Here is a 19,754-nt window from a genome sequence, read left to right as displayed (position 1 = left end):
TTGGGGCGAATTTCCCGGCGACAATCTTTGATGGATAAGTGCGATTTCGAGAAGCTAAGATATTGCGGTCGTAGAGAGAACCAAGGTTACTAGGCGCATCAAATGTCCGGGTTTAGTTCATGCCAAGGAACATCGCGTAGGCCGGGTTTCCGGTCTCATCCCAATGCGCATAGCCGAGCTCTCTAAGAAAATCCTTGAACGCGGCTCTTTCGGTCTGCGGCACCTGAATGCCCGCAAGCACGCGCCCGAAGTCGGAGCCGTGATTGCGATAGTGAAATAGCGAAATGTTCCAGTCCGAGTGCAAGCCTTCGAGAAATTTGAGCAGCGCACCGGGGCGCTCGGGAAATTCGAAGCGATAAAGCATTTCATCCATCAGGCCTTCGACGCGGCCGCCAACCATGTAACGAACATGAAGCTTGGCGAGCTCGTTGTCCGTCATGTCAACGACGGTCAGCGCGTGATTGCGGAGCAGGGCGATGATCTCCTCTTTCTCCGTCTGGCCCGCTTTGAGTGCCACGCCGACAAAGATCTGGGCGTTCGCGCCGGGGGCGATGCGATAGTTGAACTCCGTGATCGCGCGATCACCGAGCAGCCGGATGAAAGAGCGATAAGAGCCCGGTTTTTCCGGAATGGTCACACCAAGCAGCGCCTCGGATCGCTCGCCGATCTCGGCTCGCTCGGCCACGTGCCGCAGCCGGTCGAAATTCATGTTGGCACCCGATGAAATGGCGATGGCTGCGCCAGGTAGATCGAGTTGTGACGCGTGCTTGCGCAAGCCTGCGAGCGAGACAGCGCCGGCCGGTTCGGTGATCGCCCGCGTATGATCGAAGATGTCTTTGATGGCCGCACAAATCTCATCGGTGGTGACGGTCACCACCTCGTCGAGCAATGTGCTGCAGAGGCGAAATGTCTCTTCACCTGCCTGCCGTACGGCAACGCCATCGGCGAAGATGCCCACCTGGTCGAGGGGCACGGGCCGACCCGCCGCGATGGCCGCTTTCATGGAAGCGGCGTCTTCGGGCTCGACGCCGATGACGCGCACCTCGGGCCGCAGGAATTTGACGTAACTCGCAACCCCTGCTGCAAGTCCGCCGCCGCCGATCGGCACATAGATAGCGGCCAGCTGATTGGAATGTTGACGGAGGAGCTCGACGCCGATGGTGCCTTGTCCGGCGATCACATCGGGGTCGTCATAAGGGTGCACGAAGACGAGATTGTCTTTCTTGCAAAGGTCGAGAGCGTGTAGCCGGGCATCGTCGAACGTATCGCCATAAATGATCACTTCGCCGCCGAGACGCTTGACCGCCTTGACCTTGATGGACGGAGTCGTGGTTGGCATGACGATGATGGCGCGCACGCCAATCCGTTGCGCAGAATAAGCCACGCCCTGCGCATGATTGCCGGCGGAGGCGCAGATGACGCCCCGCTGCCTTTCGCCCGCGGATAGCTTGGCGATCTTGTTGTAGGCCCCGCGTAGCTTGAACGAGAAAACGGGCAAAAGGTCTTCACGTTTCAGGAAGACATCTCGGCCGAGTCGCTCCGACAGCATGCCCATCCGCTCCAGCGGCGTTTCAGTCGCGACCTCATAGACTGCTGAGTCGAGGATGCGGCGGACGTAGTCGTGCATGTGATTTTTCTCGCTGGGGCGTCGAAGAGTGCCAAGGCAGCATTCGTAACAGGTTGCCGAGAAGCTTCAACAGTCACCGGCAAGTCACCTCGGGCCAACAACAAATTCGGGCCGATACGAGCGGTGTGAATGTCGAGTTCCGCACAGCCGACCTCGGTGAGAGCGACCTCACGCCGCTCACATTCGCGCGAGGGAGCGCAGTTGAACACGGTATGCGAGCGTGGCCGGTGAGCGGCAAGCTGATGAAAATTAAGGAATTAATGGCGCGCTTAACTCTTTGTTAACCAAGATTGCCCGATCCTCAATTTAACAAATCAGTAACGATAGAGAGTCGGCAACATGCTTGCACAGGTGGAACCGCAACGTCAGTTGGTACGCCTTCGGGGCCGGTCTTACGTCGCCTTCGTGTTTAGCCCCGTAGTGCCGATCGTAGGTTGGCTGGAGCAGATCGACGCAACAATCGCGACGTCGCCCGGATTTTTTGTCGGACGGCCCGTCGTCCTCGATCTTTCCGCGCTGTCGCTGAGCCAGTCCGCCATCACGCATCTGGTCACCAGTCTTCATTCACGAAATATCCGCGTTCTCGGTTTCGAGGGCGTGGAGGCATCGAAGCTTACTGCGGACTTGCCGCCGGTGTTGACCAGCGGACGTCCGGTGGTGATCGAACAGCAGCAGGAGCAGAAGAAGCCGGAGGAGAAGCCGCGCCAGACATCGCTCCTGCTCGACAGCCCGGTGCGTTCGGGGCAGTCGGTCGTGTTTATGGACGGCGATGTAACGGTGCTGGGCTCGGTTGGCTCAGGTGCCGAGATCGTCGCGGGCGGCTCCATTCATGTGTATGGCACGCTCCGTGGCCGGGCGATGGCGGGCGTCAACGGCAACCCAGGCGCGCGGATCTATTGCCAAAAGATCGAGGCGGAGTTGCTCGCCATCGACGGCTTTTACCGGACTGCAGAAGACATCAATGAAACCCTGCGTCATCGGCCCGCTCAGGCGTGGCTTGACGGCGACATGATGAGAATTACACCGCTGAATTAATCAGCCAAGGAGGTAGGAATGGCCAAAGTTTTGGTCGTGACGTCTGGCAAAGGCGGCGTTGGAAAGACGACGTCCACTGCCGCACTCGGCGCTGCGCTCGCGCAACTCGGAGAGAAAGTCGTTGTCGTGGATTTCGATGTCGGCTTGCGCAACCTGGATCTTGTGATGGGGGCTGAACGCCGTGTGGTGTTCGATCTCATCAATGTGGTGCACGGTGTCGCGAAGCTCTCGCAGGCGCTGATCCGCGACAAGCGCCTTGATAATCTGTGGCTGCTTCCCGCGTCGCAGACGAGGGACAAGGATGCGCTGACCGATGACGGCGTCGGCAAGGTCATCAACGAGCTGCGCGAGAAGTTCGACTGGATCCTCTGCGATAGTCCCGCAGGCATCGAGCGCGGTGCGACCATGGCGATGCGCTTTGCGGATGAAGCGGTGATCGTCACCAATCCGGAAGTCTCGTCGGTGCGCGACTCCGATCGCATTATCGGCATGCTCGATTCCAAGACCGTCAAGGCGGAGAAGGGCGAGCAGATCAAGAAGCACATCTTGATCACCCGCTATGATACGTCGCGCGCCGCGCGTGGTGAGATGCTCAATATCGACGACATCCTGGAAATCCTGGCGACGCCGTTGCTCGGGATCATTCCTGAGAGCCAAGACGTTCTGAAGGCGTCCAATGTCGGCTCGCCGGTCACGCTCAACAACGCGGCGAGCGCGCCGGCCAAGGCATACACGGATGCAGCGAAGCGTCTGATGGGTGAATCCATCGCCATGGTGGTGCCGGCCGAACGTAAAGGCTTCATGAACCGACTCCTCGGACGGAGGGCCGCTGCATGAGCATGAATCTGTGGCGGCTCCTCAGCGGCCGTTCGGCGTCCGCGCCGGTTGCACGGGAACGGTTGCAGATTCTTCTCGCGCATGAACGCGGCCTGCGCGGCCAGCCGGATCTTTTGAACATTCTGCGCGAGGAAATCCTCGCTGTGGTTTCGCGGCATGTCGATCTCGATCCGGAAAAGGTCGTGGTCCGAATGGATCGTGGCGACAGCGTCTCGACGCTCGAAGTCGATATCGAACTGCCGAACGGGGTTGAGCCCCGGCGGCTGGCTGTTGTGGTGTGACAACCCATCACTTCCAAGTTAGGGCGCGAACACTATACGCAATTCTGATATAAGGGAGCGATGATGCACCGCTCCCTTATCATTTTTGCTTCAGCCTTTCTGGCTGTTGCTGTGTCATTGCTGCCCGCGCCAACTTTCGCCGATCCGAAAGAGCCGCGTGACAGCAAAGCCCCGCATCAGCGCTTAACCACCCCACCTGATCAACCAATTGCCAAGCCACGCCAGGCCACATCATGCGCACAGTTCGGGGCAGGATTTGTGCGTGTTCCCGGCTCGGACAGTTGCGTCCGCCTTGGCGGTGGGGTCGATGTCGGCGTTGGCGCAAGTCGGTAAGCGCCGGCCCATCTACTTTAACAAACCTCAACAAGCTCAGGTGACAGCGCCACGCGCGACGGGCTGTCTCGCTGTGTTTTCAGTCGCGCACGCGTATGCCTTCGAGCAGGATATCGACAAGCCGCTTGGCGTTGCGTTTCCAGTTCGGTCCTGCGCCGACGTAGGCAATGCCGGCCAGTGATCGCAGCAGATCGAGCGGCTCGATGGTCAGGCGAATGTCTCCGTTTTTCACGGCGCGCGTGGTCAGTTTTTCAAAGGCCTCTTTCGTGTGCGAACTTGAGGCGGCGTAGAGGTCGGACGCCCCGCCGACAATCGAATTGAGCGCTTCGGACATGCCCTGTTTGGTGCCGATGAAGTCAACGAACAACAACATCCAAGCGCGTAGCGCGGGCAGGGGATCATGCGTTTTGGCAAACTCGGTTGCGGCGTCGACCAGTTGTTCGCTTTCCTGACGATAGACCGCCTCGATCAATGCATCACGGGTAGGGAAGTGACGGTAGAGCGTACCGATGCCGACGCCGGCCGCACGCGCGATGCCTTCGAGGCTCGCGTCCGATCCCTTGTTCGAAAAGGCAGCCTTGGCCTCCTCCAGCAGGCGGGTCCGGTTGCGCAACGAGTCTGTGCGCGGCTTGCGCTCAGTCATCTCAAAATATTCCTCTTGAAAAGCGGAGGATGCCTCCGTATTTAATCGGAGGCGTCCTCCGTTTATACCGGGCTGACGGCTTTTTGTCCATTCGCCGCCGGAGTCGTGTGCCTGCGATGTAAATCGAACCAAGGGCTTGAGCATGACGACGAAGCGCTGGTTGATCACCGGGATCAGCACCGGATTTGGCCGAGTGATGGCCGAGCAATTGTTGGCCAACGGAGACACGGTCGCTGGCACGGTACGCGACCGGTCCACAGTTGACGCCTTGAAAGCTGAATACGGCGATCGGCTGTGGCTGGCTGAACTCGATCTCACCCACACGAGGTCGATCCGCGGCGTAGTCGATGCTGCGTGGTCCGTGCTTGGCCGGATCGATGTGGTGGTGAGCAACGCGGGCTATGGTCTCCTCGGCGCGGCAGAAGAGATGACCGATGAGTTGGTCGAACATCAGATCGACACCAACCTGCTCGGGTCCATCCAGCTCATCCGCGCGGCGCTTCCGCATCTGCGGGCGCAGGGTGGAGGGCGTATCCTGCAACTCTCCAGCATGGGTGGGCAGGTCACGTTTCCGGGCGGCTCGCTCTATCACGCGACCAAATGGGGGATCGAAGGTTTTATCGAAGCCGTGGCGCAGGAGGTCGCGGTCTTCAACATCGGCTGCACGATCGTGGAGCCGGGCGGCGCGCGCACGGATTTCCTTCATCGCAGCGCCCAGTTGGCGCCGATGCTGGATGCCTACGACGCGTCACCCGCGCGCATGGTCAATCGCATCCTTAGCGATACCACGTATGCATCGCTCGGCGATCCGGCCAAGATGGTCGCCGCGATGATCGCCAGTGTCGAGCAAGATCCGGCACCGCGCCGCATCGCGCTTGGCAGCGATGCCTATCAGCTCATGCGTGCGCAGATGTCTGAGCGATTGGCGGCACTGGAAGCGCAGCGTGAACTGGCGTGCTCAACGGACTTCCCCGCCGAGGATGAGAAGCCGCGTTGGTTTGAGCAGGTGGAAGCGCAGTGAAGATGGCGGCAATTGAAATCGAAATCGAGTTGCCGTACGAGACGAGCCTAGGGGCTGGCCGCGTGATCTGAGTTCCACGTCACGACGAACACAAAGTCTGATATAAGTGAGGGATGATGCATCGCTCCCTTATATCAGTTGTTGCAATGTTGCTGACTGCGGCCGTGACGTTGACGCCTCTGTCAGCTTCCGCCGCACCAGAAGAGTCGCGTGACGGCAAAGTCACACGTCAACGAACTAAGACACCTGCTCGGAAGCACATCGCAAGACCGCATTCAGACACGTCATGCGCGCAGTTCGGCGTAGGCTTCATGCGTCTTCCCGGTTCAGACAGTTGTGTCCGCTTCGGCGGCGGTGTCGGAATGGGCGTCGGCGCAGTGCCTTAAATGCCGGTTCTCACCCGATCGAAATCAGCGATAGTGCACAAAGGTGCCAAGTGCCGTTACCCGTTCGTGAAGTCTCCGAGGATAACGGGGAAGGCAATATTCCCAAGCGGGATACCGACCTGCACATCACACCAAAGCTGTGATCGGCAGCAGCAAGAGGAAAACGCCCTCAGCATGTAAGGCCCTGACAGACTAACGGCGTTACATCATCGTTGGCGATCGTATTCACTTTCCTGTATAGCGCGGCTTCCGTTTTTCACGATTGCTTTCGAACCCCTCGCGGAAATCGTCGCTCGCCATGACTTTTTCCACCACACGCATGGCGTGGCTTGCCCGCTCCATGGGGCTGCTTGGAATAATCTCACTGGCGAACATCTTGAACATTTCGAGGACCATGGGCGCATTGTCGGCAAGGCGCCGGGCGTAGGCGCGGGCTGCCGGCATAAGCTCGTCTTCAGTAACGATCTTGTTGACGAGCCCGACCTGGTAAGCACGCTCCACCGAGAACTCTTCGCCCAGCAGCATGATTTCCATAGCGACCTTGTGGGGAATGCGTGCGGCCAGCCCCGCAATCAGGCCTCCGGCGAAGCCCATCTTGGCTTCAGGATACATGAAGCGCGTGCTGGTCGTCGCGATACAGAGATCGCACATCTGAACCAGGGTCAATGCACCACCGATGCACCATCCGTTGACGGCGGCAATAATCGGCTTTCTTACCTCGATGTCAAAGCCCGGCGTGAAACGGCGGTAGTCCGGAATCGAATCCGAACTCAAATCCTTGCCAACCGAGAAAGCTTTTTGGCCAGCACCAGTGAGAATAGCAACGCGGTCGCTGCTCGCACTGAAACGGCGCCAGGCATCCGCCAGCGCAAGTTCGGTTTCAGCATTGATGGAATTGAGTTTCTCAGGCCGGTTCAGCGTGATCGTGCAGATATCGTCGGCGCTTTCGTAGAGAACTGGATCGCTCATCGTATCAAACCTTTCGCGGTTTCCAGAAGTTTGTTCTTGAGCACCTTGCCGTTGGGGGCGAGCGGCAGGGTCGGAAGAATGATAATTTCGTTGGGATATTTATAGGCGGACAGTGCGTTCCGCAGATGTTGTTCAAGGTCGTCGGGCAGGGTTGTCAGCGGTTGCATCAGTTCGACGAAGGCGACGACGTCTTCATTGTTGCCATCCGCCTTTCGTCCGACGACTGCTGAGTGCGCGATACCGGGATGACGGTTGAGGACTGTCTCGACTTCGAGCGGATTCACCTTGAAGCCGGAGCGAATGATGACATCTTTCTTTCTGCCGACGATATAGATGCGGTCGTCCCGCCCTTTTTTGGCAAGATCCTGCGTGTTCAGCCAGCCGTCGGGTGTAAGCACTTTCTCAGTTATCTGAGGGTTACGGAAATAGCCTCGCATCACATTCGGCCCGCGCGCCCATAGTTCGCCGACGCCATCGTCAGCAACGTGGTGACCGTTGTCGTCTAGAATTTTTAGCTCCATTCCAGGGAGGGGGCGTCCTACGGAATCGTCATCATAAACTTCGCCAAAACGGGTCCAGCAAATGGATGCGGCCTCAGTCAGTCCGTATCCGTTTTGAAGAACAACGCCAAAGAGCTTCTCGGTGTTGCGTTTGACCGTGGTGTCGATCGGCGCGCCGCCAGCGCCCATGAATCTCATAGGGGCCGTAAGTTGCCATTTGTCGAGGTTGGCCTGCTCCGTCAGCTTGGCGAACATGGCAGTTGCCCCCTGCAGAACGGTGATGCCATGAGTATTGATTTCGGAGAGGCATTGCTTTGCTGAGAATCTTGGACGCAGGTGAACGTGCGCTCCGGAATGCAACGAACCGAGCAGAACGGAGGCGAGGCCCATGACATGGGTGATGGGAAGAACGCAGTAAACTTTGTCGCTGGGCGATATGTCGCGCAGCTCACCCATCATCGATGCAATGAAGCAAAGATTGCCATGGGTGAGCATTACCCCCTTGGGCGTTCCGGTTGTACCGGTCGTGTAGATAAAGGCGGCCAGCTCGGTATCTTTGGCTGGGTCTGAATTGCCCTTGGGATTCTCGCTGCTGACGGCAAAGTCACCAATCACTTGATCCGAAACTACGTCGGCTTTCGCTTGTTCGGCATGTTTCTTGGCATCGGACGAATGCGCAAAGACAAAGATCGCGCGTTTCGGCTGGCAGTGTGCGGTGATGGCGTCGATCTCAAGCGGCGCGCGCCGCGCGTTCTCAAGCACGATCGTGGCGCCTGCGTGCGATCCGGCCAGGATCAGGACCGCAAGCGCAACGCTATTTTCGCCGATCATCATCACGCGGTCACCCGACATAATGCCAAGCGATCTGAAATAATCAGCCAATCGCGTGATCTCGCGTTGCAGGTCGGAATAGTTTAGCGAGACGGACGGATCGCTGACTGCCGGTGCCTTGCCGAGCGCAGCCGCCTGTTCAAAGATAGGGCTAACGATGTTCATCGTGCGCGCGGTCTCCTCATGAGCTGACGCAAAATTCGCGTCGCGCAGATCGGAAGCGAGCGCGCTGGCTTCCGGTCTCCGTGGTCAATTCATGACGATAGTTAGTTATCGATCTTGATGTTGGCCTTCTTGACGAGGTCGCTCCACTTCGTCAGCTCGGTATCGATAAAGGCGGAAAACTTGTCTCCGCAAGCAACTTCAGTGTCGCCGCCGAGTTCGAGGATCTTGTCCTTGATGGCCTTATCCTCAAAGATTTCAGCGATATTCTTATTGAGGAGATTGATCACCGGCTGCGGCGTTCCCTTTGGCACCCAGAGGCCGTACCACGAACTCACTCCGTAACCGGGGACACCTGCCTCGGCGACAGTGGGAATGTTCGGCGCGGCGGCTGTTCGCTTTGGCGTACTCACAGCCAGCGCACGCAACGTTCCACCTTTGACTTGAGAAAGCGCGGCATTGTCGAACATCAAGGTGACGCGGCCACCCATCAGATCGACCTGTGCCGGGCCGCTACCTTTATACGGAACGTGCAGCATATCGGTGCCGGTCATCACCTTGAACAATTCACCGGACAAATGAGGGCTTGCGCCGGCGCCTGATGAGGCGAATGAGAGCTTTCCGGGGGCGGCTTTCGCTGCAGCGATGACGTCGGCCACCGTTTTGTAGGGCGAGTCCGCCGCAACCACCATGAAGTTCGGAATCGAGATGACCTGACACAGCGGTATCAAGTCACGCTTAAGGTCGTAGGGGACGTGTGCGTAAACCGCCGGGATAGTGGTGTTGGCGACGGATCCCATCAGGATGGTGTATCCGTCGCCCTGAGACTTCGCGACCACGTCCGAGCCGATCATGCCGGCGGCGCCTGGACGATTGTCGATAATGAAGGGTTGTCCGAGACGCGCGTTCAGCTTGTCGGCGATGATGCGGCCGACAACATCTGTCGTACCACCGGGTGGATAGGGGACCACGATCTTGACCACGTGATCCGGATACTTGACGTCCTGGGCAGACGCCGGACCAGTGAGACCGAACGCTAACAGGACCGAGGCAGCAATCCAGCAGTGCTTCAACATCATTGTCTCCCACCTAATTCTGATTTTTTGTCTTTGAAACGAGTATCGCGTCCCTTCAGGATCGTTTGTATTGGAGCAACCCACCCGTCACCTTGGGTGGATATTTCAGGATTGCCTCTTCGACCGGATCGATACCCCATCCTGGACGGTCGGGGATCACGAGATGACCGTTCTCGAATTCGGGCTCATGGCTGAACAGCTCCTTGTCCCAGGCAAGCCGATCGATATCGACTTCCATGATGCGAAGGTTCGGAACGGCCGCCGCGAAATGCGCGTTCATCATCGTGCACAGATGGCCGTAGAAGTTATGAGGAGCGACGTTGACTTCGTGCGCTTCGGCGAGCGCCGCAATCTTCATGGATTGCCAAGCGCCGTTCCATGGCACATCGACGATAGCGACATCCATCGCCTGTTCCTGGAAATAGGGCAAGAATTGACGCAGGCCAATCAGCGTTTCGCATGAGCTGATGGGCAGGCGGCTATGCTGCCGGATATAACCGAGCGCCTTGGGGCTGTGAGTGTCGATCTCCACCCAGAACATATCCATGTCCTCGAGCGCGCGCAGGATCTTGAGATAGCCTTCGGTCTTGGCGTTGAAATTGAGGTCGAGCAGGATATCGACGTCAGGTCCGGTCCCGTCGCGCAGCGCTTGAAGATGGTTCATTAGATTACGGATGACGGCGCGGTCGACGTTTAGTTCAGGATAGAACGGAACACCGAAGCCCGGACGCCATGCACGCACAGGGCCATCGTCATGGATGAAGATGTTTGTCTTGCACGCGGTGAAGCCGCGGGCGCGGACTTCGGCACCAATCTCCTTGACGCCATCTAGATCGGTGATGGCGGGGGGGAAAAATTGCGGGTGGTTGATGCGCCAGGACGGCGCGTGCGACCAGTACACGCGGACGCGATCGCGGATCTTGCCGCCGAGAAGCTCATAGCAGGGAACGCCGAGCGTCTTGGCCTTAGCGTCCAGGAGAGCATTCTCGATTGCACCGATGCCCTGGCCGATAATGCCACCCGCGGCGGCAGGACGTGTGAGGGCGGAAGCTTCCGCGAAGAAGCGCTCATGATTGCGGATGTCCTGGCCGATCAGGCGTTGACCGAGCTGTTCGATCACAGACGTAACGCCAGGTGAGCCGAAACCTTCGTCGAATTCACTCCACCCGACGACGCCATCGTCTGTGGTCAGCTTGACGAAACGATAGTTTCGCCAGCCCGCATCGCATCGAAGAGTTTTGATTTCGGCGACCTTCATGGGTCGAGCTCCTTTTACATATTTGGATTTGTCTCGGTAAGCGTCAAACGACCTGATTGCGCAATTGGGCTTCGCCTCGCGCAAGTCGCTTGAGATTCTCAGTCAGAATGTCGATGACGCGGATTTCATAGCTTCGGGTCTCACCGCCGCTGTGGGGGGTGATGATCGCGTTCTTGAAATCCCAGAGGGGAGAGGACGCTGGGAGTGGTTCATCGTGGAAACAGTCGAGACCCGCACCGGCGATTGTGTCAGCAGCAAGCGCTTCAACCAATGCGGATTGGTCGACAACACGGCCGCGTGAAACGTTGATGAGAAACGCATTGCGCTTCATCGCCTTCAGCTGTTGAGCACCGATCAGGTTTTCGGTGTCCGGTGTCAGCGGGCAGGCGAGCACCGCAACATCCACCTCGGGTAGGATCTGGCCTATACGATCGATCGTCTCGACGGAATCGACAATACCCTGAGCAAGGCGTTCGGACCGGTTCACGCCGATAACGCGCATACCGAGGGCTTTGGACAGCATCGCGATGCGCTGGCCGATCTCGCCAAGCCCGACAATCGCAATTGTTTTTCCGCTGAGTTCCTGTTCGCGCACCTCGGGATTGCTGATCATCGGGCGCCAGACATGGTCGCGCTGACGATCGCGGGCGAGGTGAAGGTGGCGGCTCAACGACAGCAGCAGGCCGATGGCGTGCTCGGCGACAGCTCCGGCATTCGCGCCCTGCGCGCTCGCCAGTCGAATGCCGCGGGCGGCGATGCGCGCGCGGTCGAACTGTTCGGTTCCGGCGCTGACAGCTTGAATGAATTTGAGGCGTTCGGCGCGTTCGATCCAGTCGTTGCGCCAGAAGCGGGATACCACCAGAACATCGGCATTGTGCAGCTGTGCTTCGACGTCATCGATGCTGCGCACTTCAATGTAACACTCTCGATTGCCGCGTGCCTTAAAGGCATCGCCGAGTTGATACGCGACGTGACCGAAAAGAATGGTCGGTTCAACAAGCATTCGGGCTTCCCACCTGTCGCGCCTCTTCTGGGCCTCACTTCGCTTCAGTTATTGACGACGAAAGCCCTGTCTGTCTATCCTAAATATTGAATAGGCGTTCCAAATAATAGGACAAAATGGAAAAGACTTTTCTCAAAGGCATGAAAATGCTTCAGGCGCTCGCCTCGTCCGAGGGCCCGCGCGGGGTCAGTGATCTCGCGCGCGAGTTGGGTCTGACCAAGAGCAATTCTCACCGCCTTCTGAAGACACTTGTGTCGTGCGGCTTTGCCCAGTCGAACGGAGACAGCGGGAAATACTCGGCGACTCTAAAGCTCTGGGAGCTCGGCTCTCAGGTGCTGGCGAAAGTGGACATCAAGAATGTCTCGGGGTCTTTTTTGCAGGTGCTGGCCGACAAGACCGGTGAGACCGTGCACTTGTCGGTGTTTATCGAAAATGTCGTGGTCTACATCGATAAGATCGACAGTCCGCAACCCGTCAGAGCCTATAGCCAGATTGGAAAGAGCGCGCCGGCTTATTGTGTGGCGACTGGCAAGGTCCTTCTTGCGTATCAGAGCGAGGACGTGGTTGCACATGTGTGCAAGTCTCTAGAGCAACATACGTCGCGCACCATTACAGATCCGGAAGAACTAAAGCGCGAACTCGCGCGCATTCGACAACTCGGCTATGCGATCAATCGCGGTGAATGGCGCGAAGGTGTCTGCGGCGTAGGAGCGCCCATCCGGGATTCCTCAGGGCAGGTGGTTGGCGCGGTCGGAATCTCCGGACCTGCGACACGCATGAAGCCGACATTCATGCGCGATCAGGTGCCCGAAGTCATCGCAGTCGCAAACTCCATCTCCCGGGCGCTTGGGTATTCAGGCGACGTGATGACGCCGCGCAAGACGGCTTAAATCAAGAACAATCAACAAAGGTCAATCAATGAACGGTCCTCTCACCGGCATACGTGTTTTGGAGTTCGCGCAGATCGCGGCAGGGCCCTTTGCGGGAAGCCTGTTTGCCGACCTCGGCGCGGACGTGGTCAAGGTCGAGCGGCCCGATGGTGGCGATGGCATGCGGAGTTGGCCGCCTGCCATTAAAGGCGATAGCGGTGCGCCGGTCAGCGGTAATTTCACCTCGGTCAACCGTAATAAGCGCAGCATCACGGTGGATGTGAAAAATCCGGAGGACATGAAGCGGTTCTACGCGCTGGTCGCAACCGCAGATCTTTTCGTCGAGAATTATCGTCCCGGTGTGCCAAAGCGGCTCGGGCTGGGCTACGAAGAGCTTCGCAAGCACAACCCGCGAATTGTCTACTGCTCGATCTCTGGCTACGGCCAGACCGGTCCTTACGCCGAGAAGGGCGCGTTTGACGTCACCGTGCAGGCTATGAGTGGCGTGATGAGCGTCACCGGTGAAGAGAGCGGCCCTCCGGTCAAGTGCGGCGTGCCCATCGGGGACTTTGGCGCGGGCCTCTATGCGGCCTTCACATCGCTCGCCGCGATCATGAAAGCGCGCGAGACCGGGCAGGGCGCTTACATCGATTGCTCGATGCTCGGTTCGCTCATCGGCATGGCCGCGCTGCAGACGAGCGAATTCTTTGGCACCGGCATCGCACCCAAGCGGCTGGGGGCCGCGCATCCGCGCAACGCACCGTATCAGGGCTTTGATGCGAAGGATCGGCCGTTTACGGTGGCTGCCGGCAACGACAAGCTGTGGCGCGATTTCTGCGATGTGGTTGGTCGACCAGAACTGCCGGACGATCCTCGATTCGTCACGCAACTCGATCGCGCACGAAACCAGAAGGAACTCGCCGCCATCGTGCAGCCGATCTTTCTGACACGAAATGCGAACGAGTGGGTCGGGGCGCTGGATGCCAAAGGTATCCCTTGTGCACCCGTGCTTGATTATCATGAAATCTTGTCGAACGAGCAGGTCGAGCACCTTGGGCTTGTACAGTCGCTCAAGATGCCGAACGGGGCGACGACCAAGACTGTCGGATTCCCGGTCAAGATCTCGGATTTCGACTACAAGATTGAAAAGGCGCCGCCCGGCCTTGGCGAGCACAATGAAGAGGTTTTCAAGGAATGGACCACGAGCGCAAAGATTATGTGATCGCGTCGCCGCTTGTTGATGGCGTCCGCTTTTTGACGCTCGATCGGGCTGACAAGGCCAACTCGCTGAGCAGCGAACTTGTCGATCAGCTTCTTCACTGGGTCGAACAAGCAGAAAATGAGGATTGCCAAGCGCTCGTCATCAATGCAAAGGGCAAAGCATTCTGTGGCGGCTTTGACTTCACCGGCTATGAGACGGCGACCCATGGGGATCTGCTGCTACGCTTTACGCGGATCGAGCAGCTGCTGCAGCGGCTCCGGCAATCGTCATTCGTCAGCATCGCCCTCGTTCAAGGGGCTGCGATGGGCGCAGGCGCCGATATCGCCGCGTCATGCACCTACAGAGTGGGATCCGATCCAACAAAATTCCGGTTTCCCGGTTTCCGCTTCGGCGTCGCATTAGGCACGGGACATCTGGCGCGACTGGTTGGCACGCAAAATGCTCGCGACATTCTGCTGAACAACGCGACCCTCGATGCAAAAGGCGCACTGGAGATCGGGCTCCTGACTGACCTAGTGGAGCCAGATGGGCTGCGCATCAGGGCTGACGAGATCATCGCGGAGATGGGACAACTCGATAAGACGGTGCGCAACCGCATTCTGCATCTGACATCGCCACAGAATAACGATACCGATCTGGCTGAACTTGTTCGGTCGGTCAGTGCGCCGGGATTGCACGAGCGGATTGCACGCTATCGCGCGGGGCACTGATTCGAGCCTGCGGACAACGACACAACGGTGTTGTCAGATCGCTCGTGCACGAATCAAAAATCTCCAGGTCTCCAATCCAAAGCCATTCTTTGGCCTTCGAGGATCTGATCGGGCGTCATTTTTGAGGCGACTGCATCGCGAAGCCGGAGAAAGAACTCCCGCTGCCGTCGTGATGCTCGCCCCGCCGCGAGATTGAGCCATTTATAGGCCAGGACGTAATCCTGTGGAACGCCATGGCCCTTGTCGTAGATCAAACCGAGCCGGCTTTGCGCGAAGGGATCACCGCGTACGGCGCCCTCGATGTAAAGGGAAGCGGCGGCATCGTAGGCCTGAGGAACGCCCAAGCCGTTTTCATACATAAAGCCGAGGCGGCCCTGTGCTTCCCGATTTCCACGTCGTGCCGCATGAGACAAGGACTTGGCCGCGTGAACGTAGTCCTGTCTGGCATAGGCGGCATTGCTTCGGGCGAGGTCACCGGCGTGTGCAAGGTTGATTGTACTTGCACTCAGGAGCGATAGGGTGATCCAGCCGCTCAATCCTTGCGGCGAGATCAATTTTCGATTTCGACGATCTGTTGAATGCCACGCTCGCGCCATCAGTCAGCCCTCGGGCCATGAGGATGGTCGACGATGCTCGCGCCTATATTGCCGCGCAGCTTTGAACGAAGTTCTTCTGCAACAAAGTGAGCATCTGTGCTGTCACGAATGATCTGCGGCCGAATGAAGATGATGAGTTCGGTGCGCGTGGTCTTTTTGTCTTGGTGGCCGAACCCGTCGCCTAGGCCCGGGATCTGGTCGAGCAGAGGGATCGCGTTTCTCTCGCCGTTCTGCTGCTCGCTGATCAATCCTGCCAAAAGAACGGTCTGACCGGTCGCGACAGAGATCGAACTCTTGACCCTTCGTTCCGAAACCGTCGGTGTCAGACTGGCGGCGGTCGCCGTCGAAACGTTGCTGATTTCCTGCTCGACATCGAGCCGGACATTTCCGTTGGCGCTAATGCGAGGAGAAACCCGAAGAATAATGCCGGTGTTGCGATAGTCGATCGTGTTGACGACCGTATTGTTCGAAGTCAGGACGGTGGCGCTACCAGTTGAAACAGGAACGACGTCGCCGACCTGAAGCGTCGCCGGCTGATTGTTGATCACAACGAGCGATGGGTTCGATAACACTTTCACGCTGGTAACGGCGTGAAGGGCGTCCAGAATAACGCTCGGCTGTGTCTCGGAGCCGATCAAAAAGTTGAAGCCCGGAAATGCACGATTGATGAACGCATTCGTGACGGATCCCGCAACTGAGGCCGCGCCGGTTACCGGGTCCGTCGTGGTGGCTGGAGCCGTCCCAGCCTGGGTGTTGAGAACCGAACCTGTGTTCGGTTTGAGACCGAGATTGTGGCTCGTCAGGTAGGTCTGAACACCGTAGCTGAGTTCATCGGTGAGGGTGACTTCCGCGATGGTCGCATCGATCGCAACCTGTAGCTGCGGTTGATCGACCTGACGAATCGTAGCCTCGATGACCTGATAGTTCTGCTGATCCGCATAGATGAGGAGGGTGTTGTTCACGGTGTCCGGTGTGATGCGGACGCCCTGCAGCGCCGGTGGGCCGTTCGAGCCTGATGCGCGGCTATCAAGTGCGCCGTTGGAGTTTCCGCTTCCGTTGCCATTGCCGTTCGCGTTTGATCCTAAGGAAGAAGCTGTCGATGACGCACCAAAACCTTGCGACGTACTGCTCGTACCACGAGACGCAAAGCCGCTTTGCGAAGACGAATTTCCATTCAACGATAACCTATCGGCGCTGCTGCTGTTCGCTGTGCCCGATCCCGGTGCAACCTGATTGTCAGCCGTGTCGAGCGAGGAAGACGAGTTGCCACCAAGGAACATGTCGGTCAGGACCCGTGCCATCTGGCGCGCGTCACCGTATTTGATCTGATAGACGTGGACGCTGGTTCGTGCGGTATCCGCGCGATCAAGCCGTTTGATCCAGGTTGACGCCGTCTGTAGCAGCGCCGCCTTCTTGGTGACGACCATGACAGCATTCAAGCGCGCAATAGGCTGAAACTTGATGACGTTCTGGCTGAGACCATTTTCGCCGGAATCGACGATTTTTTCGAGCTCAGTGATGATGGTTTCAGGGCTGCTGCTGTTGATCGGGTAGATTCCGACCGACTGGCCACGCATCCAGTCGACGTCGAAACTTACGGCGGTGTCGACCGCCGTCCGCCGTTCTGCTCCGCTGCCTTGAATCAAGAGGAGATTGCGCGTTGTATCAGCCCGCACCATTCCGGGCTTGGTCGCGAAACTGTCCATCAGTTTCAGAAGAGTTTGGGCCGAAACATATTGTAGCGGCACGACGGAAATGCCGTAGCCGGGCTCGGGACTTGAAGCCGCTGCATCGACACGGCCTGCACCGACAGCGTCCCCCAGCGGGGTCAGGCGATATCCCGCAGTATCGCGCACCAAAACCACGCCGCTGAGGCGCAGGGCGTTTTCAAGCACAAATATAATGTCTGACTTGGGGACGGGTTTGACGGAGACGAGGCTGACAGTCCCTTGAACGCGCGGGTCAATAGTATAGCCCGTTCCCATAATGTCGCCGAGCACGACCTTTGCGACGGTGGCAACAGGGGTATTCTCGAAATTGAGGTCGAAGCCGTTGCCGTTTGCGACCGGCTGAGGCCGATCCTCCGACACATCCGAGACGACCGTGCCCTCGAACTCTGCTGATCGACCTGGTTGAGAAGTGCGGACCTGCGTGACGCCGACCTGCTGCGGCTGGCGCGGGAGAATATCGAGCGACCGAACCTTATCAACAACATCAATATCTGTGCTGTTCGAAGTGATGACTGCCGAATTGCATGATGTCAGGAATACAACCGACGCCAACACCAACGCTGTATACGCAATGCGTGCAATCGTCGGGTACCGGCTTGAGTGACCGACGCGTACCATTTTTCCGCCATTCTTACTGAGGGCTCAATGAATTGATCGCTTTGCGATAATTCGTCGAACGGACGGAATGTTTAGCGGCCAAACATGACAGTAATAATTTTCAAAAAAAGATCCGCAGCAAACATTTCAAGATGTGCGAAAAATCTCCCGCTGCTGTACCCCCGGGAGGCTTCGATTTCATCGTTGTACGATCAAAAGAAATTGTCACAGGCGTTTTAGCGGGTCTAATCCTGGACGTTTCGTACAGGCGTCATACTTCGGAGGAATAAACGCACCCTGTCTTCCGATGACAGAGAGCTGATTGGCGCGGCATAAATTCCCGGCGGCTCGCGATAAACAAGCGTTTTGTCTGGAAAGACACGATGACCAGCAATGAGTCTTTGCAGTTCATTGAACATCTGCGTCAGGCCAATCACCTGGCAGCTGCGGATGTTGACGGCAATGGTGTTGGGCATGGGGGAAATAGTAGCGCGGCGGCCAAGCTGTGGGATCTGACGAGCCTCTCGCCAAATGATTTCGCGGATCAGGCGGCACACTTTTTTGGCTTCCGGCGCACTCCACTGCCGGAAATGCTGGCCGCTACCTCACTTGCTGAGAAATTTTCGTCCCGGTTTCTGCGGGATATGTATGTGTTTCCTTATCGTTCCGCCGAAGGGACACCGCGAATCGTTGTTGCAGATCCTGGTGATATGGCAACGCGCCGCGCGGCCGAGATTGTACTAGGGGCAGGGGTCGCGGTTGAAGTCGCCTCGTCGGAAGATATCGCGATTGTCCTTAACCAGCGGCTCAGCGATGAGAGCCTGGAGGCGCCGGCGGGCAGCCCTCTGAATGAGCTACGCGACGACGATATCGAGAGCCTGCGGGATCTTGCGAGCGGCGCGCCGGTGGTCCGCGCTGTCAACGATCTTCTCGAAAAAGCGCTGGAGCTGCGCGCCAGTGACATTCATATCGAGCCTTTTCAGTCCGGACTGGTGGTTCGGATGCGTATTGACGGCCTGTTGAGGCCAGTTGCTGCGCCGTCCGGCGTGTTGCCGCAAGCCGTCATCTCGCGCATCAAGATCGTGGCAGGTCTCAATATCGCCGAGCGGCGGCTGCCTCAGGACGGAGCGGCCCGGTTGCGCGCAGGGCGATCGGATGTCGATATGCGCGTCGCGATCATGCCGACCCAGCACGGTGAATCTGCCGTCATCCGTATTCTGCCGAAAGACCGCGGGCTGCTGGTCGTTGAAAAGCTTGGGTTCTCGTCCACAGATGATGCGAGGCTCAGGCGTCTTCTGGCACTGCCCCATGGAATGATCGTCATCACCGGTCCAACCGGAAGTGGAAAGACGACGACACTTGCAACTGTCCTCTCGATTTTGAACGAGCCAACGCGGAAAATCCTGACGATCGAAGACCCGGTCGAATATGAGATTCCGGGGGTCAATCAATCGCAGGCCAAACCAGCTATCGGATTGACGTTTGCCGCGGCTCTCCGGTCGTTCGTCCGTCAGGATCCTGACGTCATCATGCTCGGCGAAGTTCGCGATTCCGAGACGGCGCATGTTGCCGTTCACGCTGCTCTCACAGGGCACCTTGTTCTGACCACGCTCCACACCGAGACGGCGGCGGCTGCGGTCCCACGTCTGCTTGATCTCGGCATTGAAGGTTATCTGCTGCGCTCGACATTGCGGGCAGTCGTCGCTCAGCGCCTCGTTCGGCAGCTTTGCGATCGTTGCAAGAAACCAAAAACGCTCGCTGAGGACGACTTCACTGCCGATCCGCGGCTACATGCATTCGGCTTTAGGGTCGGTGAAGTGCTTCAGACGCCGTGCGGTTGCGAGCGGTGCGGTGGGACAGGCTATCGCGGCCGGCTTGGCGTCTTCGAGGTTCTTGAGCTCACCGATGAGATTCGAGAATTGATCGGCGAGAAGACCGATGGCTTGAAGATCGACCAGACAGCAATTCGTGACGGCATGACCACCATGCTTGATGACGGCATCGCTAAATGCCGCGCCGGACTGACGTCGCCGTCCGAAATTCTTCGCGTGACGACGATACGGTGACG

At 58.1% G+C, this 19,754-nt stretch carries 17 protein-coding genes; 8 read left to right on the top strand and 9 right to left on the bottom strand.

The window, feature by feature from the left end:
- Positions 1 to 112: 112 nt before the first annotated feature.
- The gene (gene ilvA / locus ACZ5C3_RS18325) at positions 113 to 1,627 is read right to left on the bottom strand and encodes a threonine ammonia-lyase, biosynthetic (protein WP_464031900.1); all 1,515 of its coding nucleotides are present in this window, start codon (positions 1,625 to 1,627) and stop codon (positions 113 to 115) included.
- A gap of 339 nt (positions 1,628 to 1,966) precedes the next feature.
- Between ilvA and minC the strand changes: the two genes are divergently transcribed.
- From minC to minE, 3 genes are read left to right on the top strand one after another with little or no spacing between them, the layout of a single operon-like run.
- The gene (gene minC, locus ACZ5C3_RS18320; RefSeq protein ID WP_464031898.1) at positions 1,967 to 2,662 is read left to right on the top strand and encodes a septum site-determining protein MinC; all 696 of its coding nucleotides are present in this window, start codon (positions 1,967 to 1,969) and stop codon (positions 2,660 to 2,662) included.
- 18 nt (positions 2,663 to 2,680) lie between these two features.
- Positions 2,681 to 3,499, top strand: coding sequence for a septum site-determining protein MinD (gene minD / locus ACZ5C3_RS18315; protein WP_464031897.1), 819 nt, complete (start codon positions 2,681 to 2,683; stop codon positions 3,497 to 3,499).
- Positions 3,496 to 3,780 (top strand): cell division topological specificity factor MinE, encoded by a 285-nt coding sequence (gene minE / locus ACZ5C3_RS18310; protein WP_464031895.1) that lies wholly within the window; start codon positions 3,496 to 3,498, stop codon positions 3,778 to 3,780. Before minD ends, minE begins: the two co-directional genes overlap by 4 nt.
- A gap of 412 nt (positions 3,781 to 4,192) precedes the next feature.
- Here the strand turns inward: minE and ACZ5C3_RS18305 are convergent, their stop codons facing one another.
- Positions 4,193 to 4,936 (bottom strand): TetR/AcrR family transcriptional regulator, encoded by a 744-nt coding sequence (locus ACZ5C3_RS18305; RefSeq protein ID WP_464031893.1) that lies wholly within the window; start codon positions 4,934 to 4,936, stop codon positions 4,193 to 4,195.
- Here ACZ5C3_RS18305 and ACZ5C3_RS18300 point away from each other — a divergent pair.
- On the top strand, positions 4,899 to 5,777 hold the full coding sequence (locus ACZ5C3_RS18300; protein WP_464031891.1) for an SDR family oxidoreductase: 879 nt from the start codon (positions 4,899 to 4,901) through the stop codon (positions 5,775 to 5,777). The genes ACZ5C3_RS18305 and ACZ5C3_RS18300 overlap by 38 nt on opposite strands.
- A gap of 611 nt (positions 5,778 to 6,388) precedes the next feature.
- On the opposite strand, the gene ACZ5C3_RS18295 is transcribed toward ACZ5C3_RS18300, so the two are convergent.
- The 5 genes from ACZ5C3_RS18295 to ACZ5C3_RS18275 form a co-directional block, all read right to left on the bottom strand.
- Entirely contained in the window at positions 6,389 to 7,132 is a 744-nt protein-coding gene (locus ACZ5C3_RS18295; RefSeq protein WP_464031889.1) for an enoyl-CoA hydratase/isomerase family protein, read from the bottom strand.
- On the bottom strand, positions 7,129 to 8,628 hold the full coding sequence (locus ACZ5C3_RS18290) for a class I adenylate-forming enzyme family protein (protein ID WP_464031888.1): 1,500 nt from the start codon (positions 8,626 to 8,628) through the stop codon (positions 7,129 to 7,131). Before ACZ5C3_RS18290 ends, ACZ5C3_RS18295 begins: the two co-directional genes overlap by 4 nt.
- Before the next feature lie 101 nt (positions 8,629 to 8,729).
- Complete coding sequence (locus tag ACZ5C3_RS18285; RefSeq protein ID WP_464044203.1) at positions 8,730 to 9,704, bottom strand: Bug family tripartite tricarboxylate transporter substrate binding protein; 975 nt, start codon at positions 9,702 to 9,704, stop codon at positions 8,730 to 8,732.
- Positions 9,705 to 9,756: 52 nt separating this feature from the next.
- Positions 9,757 to 10,959 (bottom strand): mandelate racemase/muconate lactonizing enzyme family protein, encoded by a 1,203-nt coding sequence (locus tag ACZ5C3_RS18280; RefSeq protein WP_464044202.1) that lies wholly within the window; start codon positions 10,957 to 10,959, stop codon positions 9,757 to 9,759.
- A 43-nt stretch (positions 10,960 to 11,002) separates the two neighbouring features.
- The gene (locus tag ACZ5C3_RS18275) at positions 11,003 to 11,962 is read right to left on the bottom strand and encodes a D-2-hydroxyacid dehydrogenase (protein WP_464031884.1); all 960 of its coding nucleotides are present in this window, start codon (positions 11,960 to 11,962) and stop codon (positions 11,003 to 11,005) included.
- A gap of 116 nt (positions 11,963 to 12,078) precedes the next feature.
- Here ACZ5C3_RS18275 and ACZ5C3_RS18270 point away from each other — a divergent pair, with 116 nt between their 5' ends.
- Genes ACZ5C3_RS18270 through ACZ5C3_RS18260 form a run of 3 tightly spaced genes read left to right on the top strand, consistent with a single transcriptional unit; the run spans position 12,079 to position 14,763 of the window.
- Entirely contained in the window at positions 12,079 to 12,852 is a 774-nt protein-coding gene (locus ACZ5C3_RS18270; protein ID WP_464031882.1) for an IclR family transcriptional regulator, read from the top strand.
- 28 nt (positions 12,853 to 12,880) lie between these two features.
- A complete protein-coding gene (locus ACZ5C3_RS18265; RefSeq protein ID WP_464044201.1) occupies positions 12,881 to 14,053 on the top strand; it encodes a CaiB/BaiF CoA transferase family protein in 1,173 nt (390 codons plus the stop codon).
- Positions 14,026 to 14,763 (top strand): enoyl-CoA hydratase/isomerase family protein, encoded by a 738-nt coding sequence (locus ACZ5C3_RS18260; RefSeq protein ID WP_464031877.1) that lies wholly within the window; start codon positions 14,026 to 14,028, stop codon positions 14,761 to 14,763. Before ACZ5C3_RS18265 ends, ACZ5C3_RS18260 begins: the two co-directional genes overlap by 28 nt.
- Before the next feature lie 53 nt (positions 14,764 to 14,816).
- Here the strand turns inward: ACZ5C3_RS18260 and ACZ5C3_RS18255 are convergent, their stop codons facing one another.
- Together ACZ5C3_RS18255 and gspD are read right to left on the bottom strand one after the other, a co-directional pair.
- On the bottom strand, positions 14,817 to 15,317 hold the full coding sequence (locus ACZ5C3_RS18255) for a tetratricopeptide repeat protein (RefSeq protein ID WP_464031875.1): 501 nt from the start codon (positions 15,315 to 15,317) through the stop codon (positions 14,817 to 14,819).
- A gap of 41 nt (positions 15,318 to 15,358) precedes the next feature.
- Entirely contained in the window at positions 15,359 to 17,707 is a 2,349-nt protein-coding gene (gene gspD / locus ACZ5C3_RS18250) for a type II secretion system secretin GspD (protein WP_464031874.1), read from the bottom strand.
- A 362-nt stretch (positions 17,708 to 18,069) separates the two neighbouring features.
- Here gspD and ACZ5C3_RS18245 point away from each other — a divergent pair, with 362 nt between their 5' ends.
- Entirely contained in the window at positions 18,070 to 19,752 is a 1,683-nt protein-coding gene (locus ACZ5C3_RS18245; RefSeq protein WP_464031872.1) for a GspE/PulE family protein, read from the top strand.
- Positions 19,753 to 19,754 lie beyond the last annotated feature (2 nt).

This window comes from Afipia dichlorophenoxyacetatis, assembly GCF_055386385.1.
This window is presented reverse-complemented; position numbering and strand designations above follow the sequence as displayed.

Coding starts and splice junctions, on each gene's coding strand:
- ACZ5C3_RS18295 (WP_464031889.1), bottom strand. CDS start 7,132: ATGAGCGATCCAGTTCTCTACGAAAGCGCCGACGATATCTGCACGATC.
- ACZ5C3_RS18300 (WP_464031891.1), top strand. CDS start 4,899: ATGACGACGAAGCGCTGGTTGATCACCGGGATCAGCACCGGATTTGGC.
- minD (WP_464031897.1), top strand. CDS start 2,681: ATGGCCAAAGTTTTGGTCGTGACGTCTGGCAAAGGCGGCGTTGGAAAG.
- ilvA (WP_464031900.1), bottom strand. CDS start 1,627: ATGCACGACTACGTCCGCCGCATCCTCGACTCAGCAGTCTATGAGGTC.
- ACZ5C3_RS18285 (WP_464044203.1), bottom strand. CDS start 9,704: ATGATGTTGAAGCACTGCTGGATTGCTGCCTCGGTCCTGTTAGCGTTC.
- ACZ5C3_RS18275 (WP_464031884.1), bottom strand. CDS start 11,962: ATGCTTGTTGAACCGACCATTCTTTTCGGTCACGTCGCGTATCAACTC.
- ACZ5C3_RS18290 (WP_464031888.1), bottom strand. CDS start 8,628: ATGAACATCGTTAGCCCTATCTTTGAACAGGCGGCTGCGCTCGGCAAG.
- ACZ5C3_RS18245 (WP_464031872.1), top strand. CDS start 18,070: ATGACCAGCAATGAGTCTTTGCAGTTCATTGAACATCTGCGTCAGGCC.
- ACZ5C3_RS18270 (WP_464031882.1), top strand. CDS start 12,079: ATGGAAAAGACTTTTCTCAAAGGCATGAAAATGCTTCAGGCGCTCGCC.
- minC (WP_464031898.1), top strand. CDS start 1,967: ATGCTTGCACAGGTGGAACCGCAACGTCAGTTGGTACGCCTTCGGGGC.
- gspD (WP_464031874.1), bottom strand. CDS start 17,707: ATGGTACGCGTCGGTCACTCAAGCCGGTACCCGACGATTGCACGCATT.
- ACZ5C3_RS18260 (WP_464031877.1), top strand. CDS start 14,026: ATGGACCACGAGCGCAAAGATTATGTGATCGCGTCGCCGCTTGTTGAT.
- minE (WP_464031895.1), top strand. CDS start 3,496: ATGAGCATGAATCTGTGGCGGCTCCTCAGCGGCCGTTCGGCGTCCGCG.
- ACZ5C3_RS18265 (WP_464044201.1), top strand. CDS start 12,881: ATGAACGGTCCTCTCACCGGCATACGTGTTTTGGAGTTCGCGCAGATC.
- ACZ5C3_RS18280 (WP_464044202.1), bottom strand. CDS start 10,959: ATGAAGGTCGCCGAAATCAAAACTCTTCGATGCGATGCGGGCTGGCGA.